This window comes from Shinella sp. S4-D37, from assembly GCF_040812195.1.
Classification (GTDB): domain Bacteria; phylum Pseudomonadota; class Alphaproteobacteria; order Rhizobiales; family Rhizobiaceae; genus Shinella.
Genome location: NZ_JBFNXL010000003.1, coordinates 416470 through 436840, shown reverse-complemented (window position 1 = coordinate 436840; position 20371 = coordinate 416470). Strand labels below are relative to the sequence as shown.

Annotated in this window: 19 protein-coding genes and 3 pseudogenes; 16 read left to right on the top strand and 6 right to left on the bottom strand. The window is 61.4% G+C overall.

The features are described from left to right. Positions 1–20: 20 nt before the first annotated feature. Positions 21–917, bottom strand: coding sequence for a LysR substrate-binding domain-containing protein (locus AB3G45_RS06040; protein ID WP_367829704.1), 897 nt, complete (start codon positions 915–917; stop codon positions 21–23). Between the two features lie 277 nt (positions 918–1194). Between AB3G45_RS06040 and AB3G45_RS06035 the strand changes: the two genes are divergently transcribed. The 8 genes and pseudogenes from AB3G45_RS06035 to AB3G45_RS06000 all read left to right on the top strand — a co-directional run. Continuing rightward, positions 1195–2235: an ABC transporter ATP-binding protein gene (locus AB3G45_RS06035; RefSeq protein ID WP_367829703.1), complete on the top strand. Its 1041-nt coding sequence runs from the start codon at positions 1195–1197 to the stop codon at positions 2233–2235. After that, on the top strand, positions 2232–3089 hold the full coding sequence (locus tag AB3G45_RS06030) for an ABC transporter permease (RefSeq protein WP_367829702.1): 858 nt from the start codon (positions 2232–2234) through the stop codon (positions 3087–3089). Before AB3G45_RS06035 ends, AB3G45_RS06030 begins: the two co-directional genes overlap by 4 nt. Then, positions 3086–3880: an ABC transporter permease gene (locus AB3G45_RS06025; RefSeq protein WP_367829701.1), complete on the top strand. Its 795-nt coding sequence runs from the start codon at positions 3086–3088 to the stop codon at positions 3878–3880. Before AB3G45_RS06030 ends, AB3G45_RS06025 begins: the two co-directional genes overlap by 4 nt. Further along, complete coding sequence (locus tag AB3G45_RS06020; protein WP_367829700.1) at positions 3877–4986, top strand: NAD(P)/FAD-dependent oxidoreductase; 1110 nt, start codon at positions 3877–3879, stop codon at positions 4984–4986. Before AB3G45_RS06025 ends, AB3G45_RS06020 begins: the two co-directional genes overlap by 4 nt. Then, positions 4979–5290 carry a (2Fe-2S)-binding protein gene (locus tag AB3G45_RS06015; protein ID WP_367829699.1) on the top strand — a complete coding sequence of 104 codons (312 nt, stop codon included), beginning with the start codon at positions 4979–4981 and terminating at the stop codon, positions 5288–5290. The genes AB3G45_RS06020 and AB3G45_RS06015 overlap by 8 nt, the downstream gene beginning before the upstream one ends. Beyond that, the gene (locus AB3G45_RS06010; protein ID WP_367829698.1) at positions 5280–6740 is read left to right on the top strand and encodes an FAD-dependent oxidoreductase; all 1461 of its coding nucleotides are present in this window, start codon (positions 5280–5282) and stop codon (positions 6738–6740) included. The genes AB3G45_RS06015 and AB3G45_RS06010 overlap by 11 nt, the downstream gene beginning before the upstream one ends. Further along, positions 6737–7093, top strand: coding sequence for a RidA family protein (locus tag AB3G45_RS06005; protein ID WP_367829697.1), 357 nt, complete (start codon positions 6737–6739; stop codon positions 7091–7093). Before AB3G45_RS06010 ends, AB3G45_RS06005 begins: the two co-directional genes overlap by 4 nt. Before the next feature lie 343 nt (positions 7094–7436). Continuing rightward, positions 7437–8318 (top strand): annotated as a pseudogene (locus AB3G45_RS06000) (ISNCY family transposase); the annotation flags it as partial. Positions 8319–8385: 67 nt separating this feature from the next. On the opposite strand, the gene AB3G45_RS05995 reads toward AB3G45_RS06000, so the two are convergent. After that, entirely contained in the window at positions 8386–9108 is a 723-nt protein-coding gene (locus AB3G45_RS05995; RefSeq protein ID WP_367829695.1) for a hypothetical protein, read from the bottom strand. Between the two features lie 2 nt (positions 9109–9110). Beyond that, on the bottom strand, positions 9111–9893 hold the full coding sequence (locus tag AB3G45_RS05990) for a hypothetical protein (protein ID WP_367829694.1): 783 nt from the start codon (positions 9891–9893) through the stop codon (positions 9111–9113). Positions 9894–10054: 161 nt separating this feature from the next. Between AB3G45_RS05990 and AB3G45_RS05985 the strand changes: the two genes are divergently transcribed. Further along, on the top strand, positions 10055–11047 hold the full coding sequence (locus tag AB3G45_RS05985; RefSeq protein WP_367829693.1) for an IS481 family transposase: 993 nt from the start codon (positions 10055–10057) through the stop codon (positions 11045–11047). Positions 11048–11080: 33 nt separating this feature from the next. On the opposite strand, the gene AB3G45_RS05980 is transcribed toward AB3G45_RS05985, so the two are convergent. From AB3G45_RS05980 to AB3G45_RS05970, 3 genes are all read right to left on the bottom strand, one after another. Then, the gene (locus AB3G45_RS05980) at positions 11081–11329 is read right to left on the bottom strand and encodes a hypothetical protein (RefSeq protein WP_367829692.1); all 249 of its coding nucleotides are present in this window, start codon (positions 11327–11329) and stop codon (positions 11081–11083) included. A gap of 207 nt (positions 11330–11536) precedes the next feature. After that, the gene (locus AB3G45_RS05975; RefSeq protein ID WP_367829691.1) at positions 11537–12508 is read right to left on the bottom strand and encodes a ribokinase; all 972 of its coding nucleotides are present in this window, start codon (positions 12506–12508) and stop codon (positions 11537–11539) included. Positions 12509–12567: 59 nt separating this feature from the next. After that, positions 12568–13323: a DeoR/GlpR family DNA-binding transcription regulator gene (locus AB3G45_RS05970; protein WP_367829690.1), complete on the bottom strand. Its 756-nt coding sequence runs from the start codon at positions 13321–13323 to the stop codon at positions 12568–12570. 116 nt (positions 13324–13439) lie between these two features. Between AB3G45_RS05970 and AB3G45_RS05965 the strand changes: the two genes are divergently transcribed. The 7 genes and pseudogenes from AB3G45_RS05965 to AB3G45_RS05935 form a co-directional block, all read left to right on the top strand. Further along, positions 13440–14327, top strand: a complete 888-nt coding sequence (locus AB3G45_RS05965) for a hypothetical protein (RefSeq protein WP_367829689.1) — start codon at positions 13440–13442, stop codon at positions 14325–14327. Positions 14328–14334: 7 nt separating this feature from the next. Then, the gene (locus tag AB3G45_RS05960) at positions 14335–15834 is read left to right on the top strand and encodes a sugar ABC transporter ATP-binding protein (protein ID WP_367829688.1); all 1500 of its coding nucleotides are present in this window, start codon (positions 14335–14337) and stop codon (positions 15832–15834) included. Beyond that, positions 15834–16808 carry an ABC transporter permease gene (locus AB3G45_RS05955; protein WP_367829687.1) on the top strand — a complete coding sequence of 325 codons (975 nt, stop codon included), beginning with the start codon at positions 15834–15836 and terminating at the stop codon, positions 16806–16808. Before AB3G45_RS05960 ends, AB3G45_RS05955 begins: the two co-directional genes overlap by 1 nt. A 26-nt stretch (positions 16809–16834) precedes the next feature. Then, complete coding sequence (locus AB3G45_RS05950; protein WP_367829686.1) at positions 16835–17806, top strand: sugar ABC transporter substrate-binding protein; 972 nt, start codon at positions 16835–16837, stop codon at positions 17804–17806. A 49-nt stretch (positions 17807–17855) separates the two neighbouring features. Further along, positions 17856–19121, top strand: coding sequence for a M20/M25/M40 family metallo-hydrolase (locus tag AB3G45_RS05945; RefSeq protein ID WP_367829685.1), 1266 nt, complete (start codon positions 17856–17858; stop codon positions 19119–19121). 231 nt (positions 19122–19352) lie between these two features. After that, positions 19353–20156: pseudogene (locus AB3G45_RS05940) on the top strand (IS481 family transposase); the annotation flags it as partial. An 85-nt stretch (positions 20157–20241) separates the two neighbouring features. After that, a pseudogene (locus AB3G45_RS05935) lies at positions 20242–20352 on the top strand (transposase); the annotation flags it as partial. Positions 20353–20371: the final 19 nt, after the last annotated feature.

Below are 20371 nucleotides of genomic sequence, written 5' to 3'. Positions count from 1 at the left end.
GGTGGGCAGTGGTCCGCGGGTCACGTCGGCTCGAGGAACGCCTGAAGGTCGTCTGCGAACGCGGCTGCAAGACGCGAACCCTGCTCCATCTCCGGGAAGATCACGCCAAGGTTGCCTTGAAAGGCTTCAACAAGTGGCTTCACCACCACACCTGCGCCATCCAGCGGCTTTGCTGTCGATCGGCCAACAAGCGTAATTCCGATTCCTGCGGCCGCAAGCCCGCAGGCGATGGAGGCGCTGGGTGTCTCGACGACGACGTTCGGCGCAACGCCCAGTGCAGACAGCATGCTGTCAATCTGATGGCGCACAAAACTGTGCTGGGACAACAGAATCATGCGTTCTCCGTGCAGATCTTTGAGGGAAATCGCGTCCTGGCCCGCTAGGCGGTGGGTTTGCGGGATCACCGCGACATAAGGGATTGGAGGGAGGGGTCGAACCTCGATCGCCGCGCGGAAAGTCGGCATTTCCACGATTCCGACATCGAATTGCCGCGTTGAGACCAGTTCAGCGATCTGACGCGATGACATGCTCTCCACAAAGGCGCTCACCTTGGGGCGTGACGATAGGAAATGTCCTAGAACCTGCGGGACCAGCCATTGGGCCAAGGCCGGCAAGGTGGCCACGCGAAGCGCTCCTGCCCGCTGCAGGCCGATATCCAAGGCGATCTGTCCTATATATTCGATGCTGCGATAGCTGTTCTCTACTTCACGATAGAGCGCCTCGGCCTCTGCCGTTGGAATGATACGCCGTCCCTTTCTTGTAAAAAGTGCGTAACCGAGCCGCGCTTCCAGAATAGCGATTGTCCGGCTGACGCCCGGCTGGGTGAGATTCATCCAGTTCGCCGCGCCGGTAATGCTGCCGCAAATCATGACGGCACGAAACATCTCGATCTGGCGAAGGTTGAGCAGGGATTTCATTCATAACACCTAGGCATATGCAGCGGCATTGTTTTTCTTTCCTTTTAGCGATGAAGCTTCATACAATAGCAGAGTGATTGGCTCAGAGCACAGCAAAATAGGCGAATTTCGCAAATTGGTCGACGTGGAAGCCGTATATGCCTCTTTGTCATTGTGGCCGTTATTTTATGTGCACCAAAGTGGTTGAATGCGTGAGCGGTTGCCGGCTCCAACGATACGACGTCGGCCAAACCAAAGAAGGAATGTGCGGTGCCAAGCCGCCCAACGAGGGGACGTTATGGCTTTTCTCGAGTTAGAAGGTCTGAACAAGGCGTACGGCGAATTCATCGCCGTTCAGGAATGCAATCTATCGATCGGCGAAGGCGAGTTTGTCTGTCTTCTCGGCCCTTCCGGCTGCGGAAAAACGACCACGCTACAAATGATCGCCGGTTTCGTTGAGCCGACCATGGGGCGCATTGTCCTCAATGGCGCGGACATCACCCATCTGGGGCCTAGCAAGCGGGGCCTGGGTATTGTGTTTCAAAGCTATGCCCTGTTTCCGCACATGACCGTGGCTGCCAATGTCTCCTTTGGGCTTGAAATGCGCGGAATGCCCAAGCGCGACCGCCAGGAGCGTGTCGCACAGATGCTCGATCTCGTAAGGCTGAAGGGCTTTGCCGATCGATACCCGCGTCAGCTTTCGGGCGGCCAGCGCCAGCGTGTTGCGCTGGCCCGCGCGCTCGTTATCGAACCCTCGGTTCTCTTGCTTGATGAGCCCATGGGCGCCCTTGACGCCTTGCTGCGCGAGGAAATGCAGATTGAGCTTCGGTCACTGCAAAAGCGGCTGGGCATCACCACGATCATGGTTACCCATGATCAGGTAGAAGCCATGTCGCTGGCAGACCGGGTCGTGCTGCTGAACAATGGCCGCATCGAGCAGGTCGCCGAGCCCTTCGAGATGTATGAGCGTCCAAGCGGGCGCTTTGCATCGACGTTTCTGGGTAAGTCCAATGTATTGGCGGGCAATGCGTCCGGGGCCGCTGTCCAAGTCGGCAACTTGGAGCTTCCTGCGGAGCGTGGGGGCTTGAGCGGCGCGGTCGACTACATGATCCGCCCGGAAAAAATCGCTCTCACGGAGATCGGCGGTCTTGTGCGCGGGCAGGTTTCGGCGCGGGTCTTCCTGGGCGACAGGTGGCTTTACCAGCTTGACACGCCGATCGGTCCGATGCTGGTCATAGATTCCAATGTGGGCCTCCCGAAGGCCATCGAGGGCAATGTCGTCGGCCTGACCTGGGCGTCAGAAAATGCCCGTCTCGTGGCGCGAGGGGTGGCGTCATGACGAGGCGAACGCTTCTTCCCTATTGGCTTGCCGGACCGGGCCTGCTTGCAGCCCTTGCTCTTGTTGCGTTGCCATTGATCCTGACCTTTGCGTTGAGCTTTTCGCCATTCACCTCTGCAGATGGCGTTGGTGCCGGTCTGACCGCGGCCAACTACGTCGAGATCGCGACGGACGACTATTATCACGAGATTTTTCTTCGCACCTTCCAAATGGCGTTTGTCGTCACGATCGTGTGCATCCTGATCGGTGTGCCGGAAGCCTATATCCTCGGTCGGCTGTCACCGGCAATGCGAGCCATTGCCTTTGTCATTGTCCTGGGACCGCTGTTGATCTCCGTGGTCGTGCGAACCCTCGGCTGGACCATCCTGCTCGGCAGCGAAGGGGTCATCAACCACCTTCTCATATCCCTGGGGCTCATCTCAGAGCCGTTGAAGCTCATGTATACGTTCACCGGCATGTCTATCGCTCTGGTTCATGTCCTGGTGCCTTTTGTCGTCCTGGCTGTCTGGACGTCGCTGCAGAAATTGGATCCGGCGACCGAGCAGGCAGCGGAGTCGCTGGGTGCCGGGCCGATCACGACCTTGACCCGGATCATTCTGCCCCAGGTGCTGCCAGGCGTGCTTTCGGGCGGGCTAATCGTATTCGCTCTGGCTTCGAGTGCCTTCGCCACCCCCGCCATCATCGGTGGCCGGCGCCTCAAGGTGGTGTCCACCACGATCTATGACGAGTTCCTGAACTATCTCAATTGGCCCCTCGGCGCGGCCCTCTCGCTGGTGCTGCTTGTCATCGTTCTCGCAGTCTCGCTGGGCGTCAACCGCTTCGTCGAACGTCGTTTCAGGCAGGTGTTTCAATGAGCCGGACACATATTGCGCTTCGCATCTTTCACTGGCTGTTCGTGCTGTTCATGGTCGCACCTCTGGTCGTGGTTGTACTCGTTTCCTTCACCGACAAGGGCTACATTGCATTCCCGTTCGATGGCGCTTCAATCCGCTGGTATCAAGCCATCTGGAATGCGACGAGCTTTATTGACTCCTTTTGGCTCAGCCTCGGTTTGGGGGCGACATCCGCCACCCTGGCCGTCACGCTCGCCGTTCCCGCCGCTATGGCAATTGCCTGGCATCGCTTCCCCGGTCGCGATCTGGCGCTAGGATTGTTGATGTCGCCGCTGATGCTGCCGGCGATCGTGCTGGGTATCGCCCTGTTGCGCCTGTTCTCGCATCTGGGCATGACCGGCTCCCTCTGGGGGTTGACCGCCGCGCATACCGTTGTTGTGCTGCCATATGTCCTGCGCCTCGTCATTGCGGCGGCGACTGGCTACGACCACACGTTCAGCCAGGCAGCGAGGTCGCTGGGGGCTTCTGGCTGGACGGTCTTCCGGCGTATCGAACTGCCGCAATTGGTGCCGGGTATTGCCGGTGGCTGGATCATTGCCTTCGTCACAAGCTTTGACGAATTGACGATGTCGATCTTTGTGTCGAGTGCGGGCACCACGACCTTGCCGGTGCGCATGTACAACTACATCTCCAACACGATTGATCCCCTGCTCGCCGCGATTTCGACGGTCCTCATCGCCCTGACGCTGGTGCTGATGATCGTTCTCGACCGGTTGTTCGGGCTTGATCGCATCCTGGGGGGCAAGCCATGAGCATGCCAGAGGCGGTCGATACGGTTGTCGTCGGTGGTGGCGTGGTGGGCCTGTCCATCGCCTACGGGCTGGCCCGCGCGGGAGAGAGCGTGCGCGTTCTCGATGAAGGGGATGATGCCTTTCGCGCTGCGCGCGGCAATTTCGGGCTGGTTTGGGTCCAGGGGAAGGGCGCTGGGAAGCCCGCCTATGCTCGCTGGTCGATGGAAGCCGCACGTCTCTGGGCCGCGCTGCGCGATGATTTGACCGCGTGTACTGGCATCGACCTCCAGCTCTCCCAGCCCGGTGGGCTGTCGTTGTGTCTCACCGAGGCAGAACTTGAAAAGCGATCGACCCTGCTGCAGGGGCTCGCCCGCGATATCGGGCCTGAATATTCCTTCGAAATGCTCGATACTGCCGCTGTCCGGGCACTTTGTCCCTATGTCGGGCCAAAGGTGGCGGGGGCGTCCTATTGCGCTATGGATGGTCATGTCAGTCCGCTGAGGCTGCTGCGCGCTTTCGCGCAGGCGTTGGATGCTCTGCACGCGGAAATCTGCCCCGGCCAGAAGGTCAGCACTATCGAACATCGCGGCGGTCTCTTCCACGTCCGCAGCGGCGCCGTGGTCCACGTGGCACCGAAGATCGTTCTCGCGGCTGGTTTAGGCAATAGCCTGCTCGCACCGATGGTTGGCCTCATTGCGCCGGTTACACCGGTACGTGGTCAAATCATGATCAGTGAAAGAGTACTGCCCTTTCTTGATTTTCCAGTGGCGACCGTTCGCCAGACTGGCGACGGCGGCGTGCAGATCGGTGACTCCAAGGAAGATGTCGGCTTCGATGACCGATCGACAACCGATGTTCTATCCAGCATTGCGGCGCGTGCCCTGCTGTCCTTTCCGATCCTCGCGGACGTCAACATCGTTCGCACGTGGGGCGCACTCAGGATCATGACACCTGACGGCTATCCGATCTACCAGGAATCTCAGGAATTTCCCGGCGCTTTCGTCGTCACGTGCCATTCGGGGGTTACCTTGGCATCGCACCATGCGGGCTCCATAGCGGACTGGATTCGCGGTGGCGCTCCACCGGCGGCCATTCAGGCATTCAAGGCGGAGCGCTTCCATGTTTAGGCGCTCTATGTCCTCGTCCCAAATGCCATGCGTAATGATCCAGGTCGACGGCCGTCCCGTCAGTGTTCGCGAGGGCCTGCCCTTGGCGCTGGCACTCATGGAGGCCGGCATTGTTCCGCTCCGTCGTTCCCAGATCTCCTGCGCCCCTCGCTCGCCGCTGTGTTTGATGGGCGTTTGTTTCGAATGCCTGGTTGAGGTGGATGGCCGGCCGAACGTGCAGTCCTGCATGGTCGAAGTCGCTGATGGCATGAACGTCCACTTGCTCAACGGGGCGCGAGGGCTGGGGGTTTCAAATGACACATGACCTGATCGTTATCGGAGCGGGACCGGCAGGCATGGCCGCAGCGGTTGCGGGCGCCGAATTTGGCCTGAAGACAGCGGTACTGGAGGAGCAGATCCGCCCCGGCGGTCAAATCTACCGCAACATATTGGAGGTGGCGCCCGATTTGGCGGCCATGCTGGGGGTCGACTATACCGCTGGTCGGCAATTGGCCCAGACTTTCGCGGCGTCGGCTATCGACAGATTCTATGATGCCTCGGTCTGGAATATTGCTCCGGATCTGACGGTCGCTGCCCTGCAGGATGGGCGCACGGTTCAACTCAGGGCGCCGCAGCTCATCGTCGCGACGGGAGCAATGGAGCGAGCATCGCCCGTTCCCGGCTGGACACTGCCGGGCGTGCTAAATGCCGGTGCGGCCCAGATTGCGCTCAAGTCCGGCGGATCCGTGCCTGCCGGCAGGGTTTTGCTCGCGGGCAGTGGGCCATTGCTGCTCCTTGTGGCCTGCCAGTTGCTGGCGGCGGGCGCCACGCTCGCCGCCATCCTGGAGACGTCGCCGCCGAAGAATGCGTTTCGCGCTCTACCGTACCTGCCACAGGCGCTAATGGCGCCGAAGTTGCTTGCAAAAGGGCTCGGCATGATGCGGTGCATCAGGCGTGCGCGTATTCCTTGGTTTCGCTCTGTGCACGACCTCAGCATTGAGGGCAGGGAACGCGTGGAGGCTGTTTCGTTCAAGGTCGCGCGGCGTCACCATCGCCTGGAAGCCGATATAGTGTTGCTTCACCATGGCGTTGTTCCCAATACGCAGATCTCGCGGCTTCTGCGTGTCGAGCATGACTGGAATGATGCCCAGCAGGCATGGCATCCCCGCCGCGACGAATTCTGCCAAACAAGCCTTTCCGGGCTGCGGATCGCCGGGGATGGAGGCGGGATCGCTGGTGCAATCGCAGCCAGCCAAAGCGGGCGGCTGGCTGCCATCGGTGCAGCGCACGCCTTGGGCCGGCTGCCGGATTCGGACCGGGATCGCCTTGCATATCCCTTCCGCAAGACGCTCGATGCACAATTGCGTATCCGGCCCTTCCTCGATGCGCTTTACCGCCCGCCTCAGTGGATTACCGCCCCTGCGGACGGTACGATTGTTTGCCGGTGCGAGGAGATTACCGCTGCTGAAGTGGTGCAAACGGTTCAACTGGGGAGCCTGGGTCCCAACCAGATGAAGTTCTTCAGCCGATGCGGCATGGGGCCATGCCAAGGTCGGATATGTGGAATGCCCGTTGTGGGCATCCTGGCGAGGGAACTGGGGAAGTCGCCCGCCGAAGTGGGCGCATATCGCGTTCGGGCGCCACTGAAACCGATACCTTTGGCGTCCATGGCCAGGTTGGAACAACCTGAGACGACGGCTGCGGACCGTCCAGCCCGCGAATGCCGACCGAATGTTTGGATAGCCAGTGACACAAAGAGAGGACGCCCGGAATGATCGAACGCCTTGATATCGGAACACGTATGAGCAAGATCGTTAAACACCATGGGATCGTCTATCTGTGTGGCCAGGTCGGGGAGGGCGAGACCATCGCGGATCAAACGCGGACGTGCCTTGAGCGCGTCGACAGCCTGCTCAAGCGGGCCGGCTCGTCCCGTTGCCACCTGTTGCAGGCGACCATCTGGCTTGCCAGCATGAAAGACTTTGAGGAAATGAATGCAGTCTGGGACGCTTGGGTGCCGCCGGGCTTTGCGCCCGCGAGAGCCTGCGGTGAAGCCAAACTTGCCCGTCCCGAACTTGGGGTGGAGATCATTGTAACCGCTGTCTCTGCGAGTGGCGATCAGATATAGAGTGGCTTACCTGCCGCTCTATTTTTGAAAAAAGCGCGGCAACATCTAGCTGCGGACTTTGCTGGTCCACGGCGCTCGAGCGGCAATACACACGCTCAGTCAAAGTGACACACCAATCGGGCAATGGCTCCAGACGATGTTGTCCCGAGGCGTCCAGCGCAATGTCGTGATCGTGGCCCTGGCAGACAAGCTCGCACGTATCGCCTGGGCGGTGTTGCGCAAAGGGGCAGCCCTATGAGCGGGCCTATGGCGTAGCGGTAGTCTGAGTTATTGGTTGCCAGGAATGTAGCCGCAAAGTTGGAATGTCACACTCCCGGTCTGAATGAGGCCTGGGAGATTGTAGATGGGATTGATTGCGATGAGCGAGCGCGATCTGCAGCGGATCGAGATTTTATCGAAGGTGGTCGCCGGCCGGATGAGCATGGTGTCGGCGGCGCATGTGCTGGACCTGAGCGAGCGCCAGGTCCGTCGGCTGCTGGCGCGGATACGAACTGGCGGCGCGGCATCGATCCGGCACAAGGCGATCGGCCGGCCATCGAACAACCGGATCAGTGACGGGGTTCGGGATTATGCGATGACGCTGGTTCGCGAATGTTATGCGGATTTCGGGCCGACTTTGGCGACCGAGAAGCTGGCCGAGCGGGATGGCCTGCATGTGTCGCGCGAGACGGTGCGCAACTGGATGGTGGAAGCCGGCCTGTGGCTGTCACGCAAGCAGCGCCGGACGTTTCACCAGCCGCGACGGCGCCGCGAAGCCTATGGCGAGCTGGTGCAGATCGACGGGTCGGAGCATCGTTGGTTCTAGGATCGCGGACCGCCATGTTCGTTGCTGGTGTTTGTCGACGATGCGACCGGCAGGTTGATGCAGCTGCGCTTCGTGCGATCGGAAAGCGCCTTCACCTATTTCGAGGCGCTGGCGCTCTATCTCGAGCGTCACGGCGCACCGATTGCCTCTTATTCCGACAAGCATTCGGTGTTCCGGGTGGCGAAGAAGGATGCCAGGGGCGGTCGGGGCATGACCCAGTTCGGGCGCTTGCTTTGCGAGCTAAACATCGAGATTCTTTGCGCAAATTCGAGGCAGGCCAAGGGCCGTGTCGAGCGGATGAACCGGACGCTGCAGGACCGGTTGGTCAAGGAACTGCGGCTTTCTGGCATCGACACCCTGGAGGCCGGCAATGCATTCTTGCCGGGCTTCATGGAGGACTACAATGCGCGGTTTGCGGTTGAGGAGGTGCTTGCAAGCTGAAGTCGGCTTGGGTTGAGTTTGTGCAACAACCAGATCGACATCGTTCCTACTCCCGCCAATGCGCGCTCCTGTGTAACTTCTTTGGTAGAGCGTCCGGATTCGATTTGGCACCCTTCAAAAATGGACCCCGCCTCTCGTCTACGACGGAGGGGGGAAAGCTGCTCAGGCGAGGCCGGAGGCTGGATACGGCCGAGAAAAAGCGGCAGCTTGCTATTTTCGAAGTCCCAAGTCGAAAAAGGGGCAAACCAATCCGGCGCCGGTTCGCCGTCGAGTTGGATGACTTGGTCGCCATCAATTGTCTGGCCGGCGAAGAAGCCACTGAAGATCCGGATCGCCATGCCGATCCTTCCCAGCCCTGGTTGTGATACGTCGGCTCGACCGGGTATACGACGAGTTCCACGCCACCGATCTGATCGCCGTCCATGAACGGGATCGGTCCCTTCACCTCCCATTCGCCGTAGAACAGCAACACCTGGGCGAGCTTGCGGTCTTTCGGATCTGTTAGCTGGCCGACGTCCTCGGTCTTCAGGAGCTTGAAGCGTCCTAGGCTCAGCACCGTCGCCTCGAACAGGCGCTCGACTCGCGACCCGTGGATCAGCGGATCAGCCAGCGCTTCGCGCAGCCGCGGCTCGGCATCGGCCATGAAGCGATCGACAAGGGCAGAATCGTTGAGCGCGATGCCGTTCTTGCGCGCAAAAACTGCAACCGAGGCCAGCAGATCGAAGGCCTTCTGTCTCTTGGGCGGTTCGGGCCCCTTCTCTTCGCTCACGATCAACCCCTCGCAAATGGATCGATGTCGGGCGGATTCATGTAAGCCCGGAAGCCAGCCAGCGTATCATCGCTGGGGTTCTCAGTCTCCGGAATGAACCTGATCGTCTCGGCAATGTCGCGGCGCGTGACAGTCCCGATGATTGTGCCGCCATTGCTCATCTCATACTCCATGGAGCCACAATACTGGTTCTGGCGCGCCATGCCGGGAGCGAAAGCGATCGGCGGCTTCTTGCTGCCCTTCTTACTCACCTCATGCTTGGCGAGGGCGACCCGGATGAATTCCAGCGTGGTGAAGCCAATTTCCGCGCGCCGCAGATCAATGCGCATCTGTGCCACCAGTTCCGGCCGCTGGCACGTATCGCGAAGCTGCTCGGCCCTGAGCTCGCGGTCATAGTGCCGATAGCCGAGATCACGCTCGAGATGACCGGCCTTGAAATCCAGTCCGCCACTGTCGGCGAGTTTGATCACCTCTTCGCGGCGCGGACGCCAGGTCCGTTGAAGCTCATAGGGAGCGTAAATCCACATTGGCGACAGCGCGCCGAGCAAGGCCATCTTGTCGCGCGGGCGATCGTCATCGGCCTGATGACACATGACGTCGTCTTCGAGAGCGTTCAAGAGATTGTCCACCATGCAGAGTTGACCGGCCTGCACTATCAGGAATGGTTTCTCGGAAAAGCCGGCGAGGCTCTTGAGCGCCTCGACGAGATCGCCCGGACCGTTTTCTGCGACCGATCGATAGCGTGGCTGGTCATTGTAGTCTTTGTTGATATGGTCGTCGTCCAAGCTTTCGCCCTCTGCTCATTCAAGCCAGCCAGTACGGTGGATCGGTCACTGCCATCGGCAAAGTATCCGCCCGCCCCCAGAAGCGCGTCGTCGCCCCGATGTAGTTGTTTGATCCCGGCATTTGATGGTGCATTATTTTCCCAGGCTTGGAGGGATGCGCTATGGGACAGATTCTGCACGGGAGCGCCACAACGACAGAGGCAGTCCGTAGAGCAATACAAAATAGTGAAGAGAGCCTGAGGGCACTTTCGAAGCGATACGGGATCAATCAGAAGACTGTCGCCAAGTGGAAGAAACGAACCTCGTTGGCCGATCTGCCGACAGGGCCGAAAGACCCGCATTCGACGGTCCTATCCCTGGAGGAGGAAGCGGTCGTTGTCGCCTTTCGTAGGCATACATTGCTGCCTCTCGATGATTGCCTTTATGCGCTCCAACCGACGATCCCGCATCTGACGCGTTCATCCTTGCACCGATGCCTGCAGCGCCATGGCATTTCGCGCCTGCCGGATGTTGAAGGCGACAAGGAGCCGAAGAAGAAGTTCAAGAGTTACCCGATCGGCTATTTCCACATCGACATTGCCGAAGTGCAGACGGCCGAAGGCAGGCTCTATCTCTTTGTCGCTATTGATCGAACATCCAAGTTCGCCTTTGCCCAACTGGTTGAGAAGGCAACCCGACGCGTTGCCGGTGACTTCCTCCGGGCGCTCGCAAAAGCCGTACCGTACAAAATCCACACAGTGCTAACCGATAATGGCACCCATTTCACCGATCCCACCGGTGACGGCTGGACACCGGACGACATCAAGGCCATGCGGGCTGAGAATTTGCCTTTCCGGTGCCATGCCTTCGAGGCGGCATGTGCCGATCTCGATGTCGAGCACCGCCTGACCAAGCCCCGCCATCCCTGGACGAATGGGCAAGTCGAACGGATGAACCGCACCATCAAGGACGCCACCGTCAAGCGCTTCCACTACGACAGCCATGACCAGCTGCGCAGGCACATGACCGACTTTATCGATGCCTATAATTTCGGCCGCCGGCTGAAGACGCTTCGGGGCCTCACGCCATACGAATTCATCTGCAAAGTCTGGACAACAGAGCCGGAAAGATTCACGATCGATCCTATCCATCAAATGCCGGGACTAAACATGTAGTGAATGAGGTCGTTTTTTCTGATCCTCAGATGCTCACTCGCCAGGCGGGCGGGGTCCGGGCACCAGGTCGACGTAGTCGACAGCCGTGTCGGACAACAGCGTCGGTGCCATGACACGAAGCCGTTCGCAGGAGGGTCCCTCGCCATGGCGCACGACATTGACGACCGTGAACATCTCGGTTAGCTCTGCGCCGAGATCGTCGATCGCCAGATCGATGCTCGCCACGCCCGCGCAGAATGGCAATTGCTCCTGGAACACCCGGAGCTTTGCAGCGTCGGTCATCCGACATTGACCGTAGACCGATGCATTGCCTGTCGGGCAACTCTCGGGCTGCCTAGGCGAATGCCTCGACGGGCTCTATCGGGCGAATTGTGAAGCGCAGCAGGCGCTTCGCCTCCAGGAGGCGCCGCTCCCGCACCATATCTTTCGCTGTCTGGCCGAACACTGGTCGCGACGCCTCGTGGACCAGGTGTGGCGTCATCGCCAAATTCACAATGTAGGTGCGCCAGGAAGTTTGAGCGCCTCGCCAAATTCGGCCAGGAAATCGTGGACATGTACTAGGGATGGATAGGATGCCCACGGGGCGCCCACGGCGCTTACTGAAATCGCGGCCACGGCGGCCGCAAAGCGTAGCGCCTGGCTGATGTCGAAGCCGCGGCAGAGCGCCAGTGCGCAAGATGCCGCGAAGGCGTCGCCTGCGCCGATCGTGTTCTTCGCATCCACCTTGAAGGCCGGGACCTCGACGAGCGCATTCTCCCACCAGGCGACCGCCCCGCGCGAACCGCAGGTGATGATCGTGTTGGAAACCCCCCAGCGCGCGCAGATTTCGCGTGCGGCGGCTCTATAGTCCGATATCTCCTCCACCCCGAGCAATTCCGCAGCTTCGGTCTCGTTCGGGATGACGATGTCGAGCCCTTCTAGATCACCCTTGTCCAGGGCGACCATCGGCCCCGGCGTGAGCATGCTTCTGGCGCCGTGCTTTCTGGCCAGTCGTGCCGCTTCGAGGGCGCCGTCCTTGGGGCTTTCGAACTGCAGCAGGCAGAACATGTGCTGGCCGAAGACCGCCTCGTTGCTCTTTGCGGCGTCGGCCGTGAGCATCAGGTTGGCGCCGGGGTCGGTTATGATGATGGACATTCCCGCGCCGTCGATGGCGGCAAGGGAGACGCCCGTCGGCAGGTCCGGCGAGCGCAGCACGCGCGAGACGTCGCATCCTTGCGCCGAAAGCAGGGCCAAGCCTTCCTCGCCGCCCCGGTCCATGCCGATGGCGCTGACGAGGGAGGTCTTTCCAGTGAGCCTTGCCGCGCACATCGCCTGGTTCGAGCCCTTGCCGCCGTCGTCGAGGACCATGGGACGATATCCCGTTCCGGCGACCGTCTCCCCCGGCCGGGGGATGCGCTCGCAATGGATATAGGAGCCGTAGACGTGGCTACCGAAGACAAGGATCTCTCTTTGGTCAGACATGAGCGTTCTCCGAAAACCAAAGCGGGATACTCCATTGCGAATGTTGAATCAACACAAGATCAGCATTCCGCGACATCGATGCCGTCGAAAAGGCGCCGATACTCCCGGCTCAATCTGGCATCCGTCACGATCAGCCCGACCCGATCCGTCTCGGTGACCTGCACCAGGCCCTTGCGGTCGAACTTCGAGCTGTCGATCGCGATGATCGGCGTCTCGGCGCGGGATATCACGAGGCGGCTGAAATCGGCTTCCGCCACGGTATTGGCGGTCAGGCCATCTTCGAGGTCGATGCCGACCACCGAGGAGATCGAATATTTCACCCGGAAACGCCGGACGAAATCGGCGGCCGACTGGTCGAGCGCGGCGCCGTCGTCCGGGGTCAGCCGGCCGCCGGCCATATAGACGGCGTTGTCGGAGCGGAATGCCAGGCTCCGCGCGACATCGAGGGAATTGGTTATAATCGTCAGGCCGCGCCGGGCGGTCAGAGCCTGGGCGACATAGGTCGTGGTGGTGCCCGTCTCGATGATCAGGCTGTCGCCGTCGACGACCCGTTCGGCAATCGCAGCGGCGATGCGGCGCTTGCCTTCGCTATTGTGCTTCATGCGGTCGTGGAAGCTCGTGTTCAGCGCCGTATTGGGAAGTGTCACGGCGCCATGCACCTTCGTGACCAGGCCTTTGGCCTGCAGCGCCTTGATATCGCGGCGGATCGTCTCGCCGGTGACGCCGAGCGTTGCGGCAAGCGCGGCCACTTCCAGCGAACCGCCCTTCGATACCGCATCCAGGATGACGGCCTGTCTTTGTGTCTTGTCGTGCATGGTTTTCCCCGATCGTCTCATCGATAATCAAAAATCGGGTTTGTGGCAACAAACCGGCTTGCATTGCTTTCCACACTGTGTTTTGTTGAATCAAACAAATTTACATTGGAAGCAAAATGAATACCGAAGACCACAGCCGCACCGCTCTCACCTGGGAGCAGATGATGCAGATCGCTTCCGACGACCTGGCGAAGCATGGCCGCATCCCGCTTACGATCTACGATCGGGCAGGCGACATGTTCGAGCGGCTGGCGCGTGAAATCGCCGACCTCATCAAGGCGAAGAATGCGGCCGGAGAGCCGACCGTGCTCATCCTGCCGGTCGGGCCGAAGAAGCACTATCCGCGGCTCGTCGAGATCTGCAATGCCGAGCGTATCTCCTGGAAGGCCGTCACCTGCTTCAACATGGACGAATGGATGGATTGGCAATGCCGGCTGCTGCCGCTCGATCATCCCTGGTCGTTCAAGGGATATATGCGCCGCAACCTCTATGAGAAGCTGGATCGGGACCTGCGGCCGCTCGAAGCCAATCTCTTCTTCCCGGACCCGGAGAACATGCGGCTTTATTCCGGCTGGATCGCCGAAAGGGGCGGGGCGGATCTCTGCTATGGCGGGTTCGGGTACTCGGGACACATCGCCAACAACGAGCCGCCTTTCTCGCGGTGGTGGCATGTCGGTCTCGACGACATGCGCAACTCCACCACGCGCATCCTGCCGCTGAACGATGAGACGCTCATCGCCTTCTCGCACCGTTCGGCCGGCGGCGACACCAAGATGATCCCGCCGATGGCGGTGACCATCGGGATGAAGGACATCCTCTCCTCCAAGCGGCTGCTTCTCATCAGCGACAGCGGGGCCTGGAAGCAGCACACGCTGCGGGTGTTGCTGATGCATGAGCCGACGGTCGACTATCCGTGCACGCTCGCGCAGGAACACGCCAATTGTGAGGTCTGGGTCGACCGGGCGACCGCCGAGCCGCCGTCGCGCATCATGAACGACTCGTGAGGCGGCGATGGGCGTCGACAATGTCCTGTTTCCCCTGAAGATCGAGGGCGTCGCCAAGAGCTTCGGCGCCGTGAAGGCCCTTCGTGACGTTTCGTTCGAGATCGCCGCCGGGACATGCGTCGCCCTCCTCGGCGAGAACGGTGCCGGCAAGAGCACGCTGATGCGCATCCTGGCCGGCGCGATCCAGCCCGATAGCGGCAGGCTGCTTGCCAACGGCAAGGCGCTGAGCATCCGCAATGCCAAGCAATCGCGGTCGCTCGGCATCCACCTTTGCCACCAGGAACTGCAGGTCGTGCCGCGCATGACGGTGCGCGAGAATCTGGAGCTTGGCGGAGAGCGGACGGCCCTCGGCTTCCTCAAGCCCGACCCGGCGATGGAGCATATCGTCCGCGAGCTCGAATCGATGGGTTTTTCGGCCGGCATGGATATCCCAATCGGCGACCTGTCGATCGCCGAGCGCCAGCTCGTGCTGATCGCCAAGGGCCTGTCCACCCACACCAGGCTCATCATTCTCGATGAGCCGACGGCGGCGCTGGCGCCGAACGAGGTCGAACAGGTCATGCGGCTCGTGCGCCGTCTCGTCTCGACGGGACGCTCCGTGATCTACATCTCCCATCGCCTCGACGAGGTGAGCCAGGTCGCGGATCGCGTGCTCGTCCTGCGCGACGGCGAGATCGTCGGCGAGCTTCCGCCGGATGCCTCGGAGCAGAAGGTCGTCGAGATGATGGTGGGCCGCGAGATCTCCAATCTCTATCCAGAGCGCACGGATGGGCGCGGCGAGGTGCTCCTGAAGGTCGACGGAATCTCGACGAGGTCGGTGGCCGACGTTTCCCTGGAAGTCCATGCGGGCGAGATCGTCGGTGTCGGGGGGCTTGTCGGCGCCGGCCAGCAATCGCTGGCGGCGGCGATCTACGGCCGGCAATCCATCACCGCCGGTTCCATCTCTATCGGCGACAAGGTGTTCCGCGCCCATGGAATCGAGAGCGCCGTGGCGGCCGGCATCGGCTATGTCGGGGAGGACCGGCGCCGCGAAGGGCTCGCGATCAACCACTCTATCGGCGACAATATCACGCTTGCCGGCCTGCGGACCCGTCACAGTTTCGGCTTCCTCCACAAGCGGGCCCTCGACAGGGCCGCCGCCCGGCTCGTCAGCGAGCTGCGCGTGAAATGCGCATCGATCGATCAATCGGTCGGCGAGCTTTCCGGCGGCAACCAGCAGAAGGTCGTGCTCGCCAGGGCCCTCATCACCAATCCCCGCATCCTCATTCTGCTGGAGCCCACAAGGGGCGTCGATGTCGGCGCGCGCGCCGATATCTATGCGCTCTTGAAATCCCTCACCAATGCCGGTCTCGGCATCCTCCTCGTCACCAGCGACCTCGCGGAACTGATGGGGCTGAGCGACCGTATCCTGATGCTCTACCGGGGGCGGGTTGCGGGCGATGTCGCGAGATCGGCGGCCACACCAGAAACGCTCGGCGCGATGGCGACCGGCCAAGGACGACACTGATGAGCACGACCGTTTCCAACGCGCAGACGAACCGCATGACCGTATTCCGCTTCCTGAGAAGCTACGGCCAGATTGCCGTTCTGGTTCTCCTCGCGCTCATTCTCAGCCTCTTCACCCCGCGCATGTTCACCGAGGTCAATCTCATGAACCTCGCGCGGCAGACGAGCATCATCGCGCTGGTCGCGGCCGGGCAGACGCTCATCATCCTCACCGGCGCCATCGACCTTTCGGTCGGCGCGGTGCTCGCCCTGTGCGCCGTCATCTTCGCCGGGCTCCTCCAGAGTGGATACGATCTGCCGGTGGCGCTCGCGGGCGCTCTTTTCGTCGGCGCGCTTGCCGGTCTCGTCAACGGGGTACTGGTCGCCCGTTTCCGGCTTGCCTCCTTCGTCGTGACGCTTGCAACGCTTTCCGTCGCCAAGGGGTTGACGCTGCTTTACACCGGCGCCAGCCCGATCGCGATCACATCCGAAAGCGCGCTCGTTCTCGGCCAGGCACGCTGGCTCGGCATTCCCGCGCCGATCTGGCTGGCGATCGGCGTCTACGCCCTGCTGTGGTTTATCATGCGGGCGACGATCTTCGGCCGTTACGTCTATGCCATCGGCGGCAACGAGGAGGCGGCGATCCTCGCAGCCGTTTCCGTGACCCGCTACAAGATCTACGTCTTCCTTCTTGCGGGTGTCCTGACGGGCTTTGCCGGCGTGGTGCTTGCCTCACGCCTCGGATCGGCCGTGCCGACGGCGGGCGACGGGATGGAACTCGTTGCCATCACCGCGGTGGTGCTCGGGGGCACAAGCCTGCTGGGCGGGGAGGGGCGCGTATGGGCGACCATCGTCGGCGCCGCGCTTTTGAACCTGATCTCGAACGCCCTCAACCTCCTTAACGTCAATTCCTATTACCAGGCGGTCGCGACCGGCTGCATCGTGGCGATCGCAGTCCTGGCCGACCGGTATCTCAGATCATCAACCAGGAAGTAACGTCATTTCCAACAAAGGGGAACACGATGACAAAACGTCTTACGATGCTCGCACTCGGCCTTTTCACGGCTTTGGCCTCCACGGCGCTTGCCGAGGACGGCAAGAAGATCGGTTTCATCTATCCGACGCTGAACAACCCGTTCTTCGTCGACCAGTCCAAGGGAGCCGACAAGGCGGCAGCCGAGTTCGGCGGCACCATGGTTCACCTCAGCGGTGACAACCAGGTCGCCAAGCAGGTCCAGCAGATGGAAGACCTGATCGCCCAGAAGGTCGATGCGATCGTCATCCAGGCCGTCGATACCGGCGGCATCGTCGCCGCCGTCAAGGAGGCGAACGCCGCGGGCATCCCGGTTTTCACGACCGGCGAGCGGATCACCGGGGCGGACGTCAAGACGGCCGTCTTCTTCGACAATATCGAATCCGGTGAACTTGGCGGCAAGTGGGTTTCCGACAATGTCGAAGGCGGCAACGTGCTCGAACTGATCGGCATCCTGGGAACGGAAACCGCCCGGCAGAAGTCGGAAGGCTTCAAGAAGGGCCTGCTGGCCGGCAAGAACGGCGACAAGTTCGAGATCGTCGCTTCCCAGCCTGCCGACTACGACCGCACGAAAGCCCTGCAGGTCACGGAAAATGTCCTCCAGGCTAATGATATCGCGGTGATCTATGCGGCAAATGACGAAATGGCCCTCGGTGCCGCCCGTGCTGTCGAGGAGGCCGGATTGACCGGCAAGGTGACGATCGTCGGCAATGACGGGACTGCGGATGCGATCGAGGCGGTGAAGGCCGGCAACATGGCCGCGACCATCGCGACGCCCGGATATCTCCAGGGCTTCATTGCCGTGGAGACGGCCCTCAAGCATCTTTCCGGCGTCACTGTCCCGGCCGTGATCCCGGAAAAGAGCACGCCGATCACCAAGGAGAATGCGGAAGAGGCCGATTCCGTTCTGCATGGCACCGCACCCGAGCAGCGCTACTGGGAAAGCCTGTACGGAAAATAACAACCAGTGCGGGCGGACACTCCGCCCGCCATCCCCCACGAGGACCGTCATGGACGCGAAACAAGCCAGAGAACTCGTCAAATCCGAATGGGACACGCTCGTCGGCCTCACCGTCGATCTGGTAAGGGCGCCGACGGAAAACCGCATTCCGCACGGCGATGAGGCGAGGGGGCAGAAGGTCCTTGCGGATTTCTTCGCGGGCTGTGCCGTGGAGATCGACAGCTTCCGGCCCGACCAGGTTCCCGGGATAACCGACCACCCCGACTGGTGGCGCGGCCGGGACTATACCGACCGGCCCAATCTCGTGGTGACGCGGCGGGCCACGTCGGCGGGCGGCCGTTCCCTGGTCTTCAACGGGCACATGGATACGGTCACGCGTGCGCCACTTCCCTGGCAGAGCGGCGATCCCTTCTCCGGCATGGTGCGGGACGGAAAGCTTTTCGGCCGCGGCAGCTACGACATGAAGGCCGGCGTTGCCGCATGCGCCATGGTGATCAGGATCATCGCGGAGAAGGGGATAGAGACGGGCGGCGACATTCTCCTGCAAAGCGTCGTCGACGAGGAGAATGCCGGCGCGAACGGCACGCTCGCCGCCATCCTGAAGGGCCATGTCGGCGCCCTCGCGATCATACCGGAGCCCACGAACCTCAGGGTGTGCCCACAAACGCGCGGCGGGCAGGTCTTCGAGCTGATCGCCGAAGGGGTGGGCGGCGTTGCCTATGGCGGAGAGACTATTCGCAATCCGATTTCGACGCTCGGCGAAGCAATCGGCCTGCTCGGGCGGTACGAGGCTGACATCAATGCGCGGCCGCATCCGGGATTGTTCGCAGCCGAGCGCCATCCCCGGGATTTGGTCTTCTCCAAGCTGATGGCCGGCGATAGCCCCGGCGGCAATATCGGCATTCCGGTGGAAGCGCGCGGCGAGTTCTTCATCCAGACCTTGCCGGGCATGACGGAAGCCGAACTCCATTGCGAATTGCACGATGCGCTCGCACCGATGCTGTCGAATGCCGCCGCACCGCTGCGTCTCGAAGCGACGAGCCGATATCTCTCCGGCGCCGACACGCCCGCGGAGAACGCCGGCGTCGTCGCGTTGCTCGAAGCGCTGGAGGCGGTGACCGGCGAAACGCAAAGCGCGTCGGGGGCCACATTCGGAGGCGACGGCTATCTGTTCAACAAGTGGACATCGACGCCCAGCGTCCATCTCGGGCCGCGTGGCGGCAATGCCCACGGTCCGGACGAATTCGTCGACTTGGAATCGCTGGAAGTGCTGACGGCGACTCTGCTCCTTCATGCCGTCAATTGGTCGTCCTAAGGTCGGGCTTCGGTTGCCAGCGGCAAGCTCGCTCTTCCTCGTTGCTACTACGCGACTTCGATGAGGTTGAGAATGAACGCCTCATGTGGGTCGAACTTCGAACGCGACGGCTGGCCTTGTTTGCGTGCTTCCATCTCGCCGCTCTAGATGTGAGCTTTCAGGAGGATGTCCATTCGGAGCGGATTTAGGAGACTGGAGTTACCACACCTCAGTTTTCCAGGATCACTCCGAATGAACATTCACAAGAATGCCCGATTGACGCCTTTGCGTCGAGAAGGAATGGCTTTGGCGGTGACCGCCGGCCAGTTGTCGCAAACCCAAGCCGCTCGCGTCTATGGCGTCTCGCCGAAGATCGTGTCGCGCTGGGTTACACGGTTCAAGAGTGCCGGGCGCGATGGCATGGCGGACCGCTCATCGAGGCCCGGCACCATGCCGCGGCAAACGGATGGGGCTCTGGTCGAACGGATCGCCAGTCTTCGCAGGCAGCGCCTGACTGGCAAGCACATCGCGATCGAAACCGGCGTCTCACCCGCCACCGTCAGCCGTGTTCTCAGACGCGTCGGCCTGTCGCGCATGAAAGACCTGGCGCCCGCCGAGCCGGTCGTGCGCTATGAATATGCCGAACCAGGCGGCCTGATCCATCTCGACATCAAGCGTCTCGGCCGCTTCGAGCGGGTCGGCCACCGGATCACCGGCGACAGGACGGGCCAAAGCAAGTCTCGCGGCATCGGCTGGGAATACGTCCATGTCTCAAACGACGACGCGTCCCGCATCGCCTTCACCGACATCTTCCCGGATGAAAAGGCCGTCAGCGCCATTGCCTTCCTCAAGGCCGCGGTCGCCTACTACACCAGCCTCGCCATCACGGTAACGCGCGTGATGACCGACAACGGCTCCTGCTATGTGGCAAAAGACTTTGCCAAAGCCTGCAAGGCGCTTGGCCTCAAACACGTCCGTACAAAACCCTATACGCCCAAGGCCAACGGCAAGGCGGAGCGCTTCATCCAGACAGCGTTGCGGGAATGGGCCTATGCCTGCGTGATCTGCCCCCTTCAAACTGGACCGATTTTGGTTAGAGTTTCCCGGTGATTTTTCCTGGCTGGGAAAGGAACGGAAGACAATGAAGGCATCGCAGTTTTCGGACGCGCAGAAGGCGTTCATTCTGAAGCAGGGTGATGAAGGGGTTACGGTCGCGGAGATTTGCCGCAAGGCAGGGATCAGCCAGGCGACCTGAACCGCGCCGGCTTTGC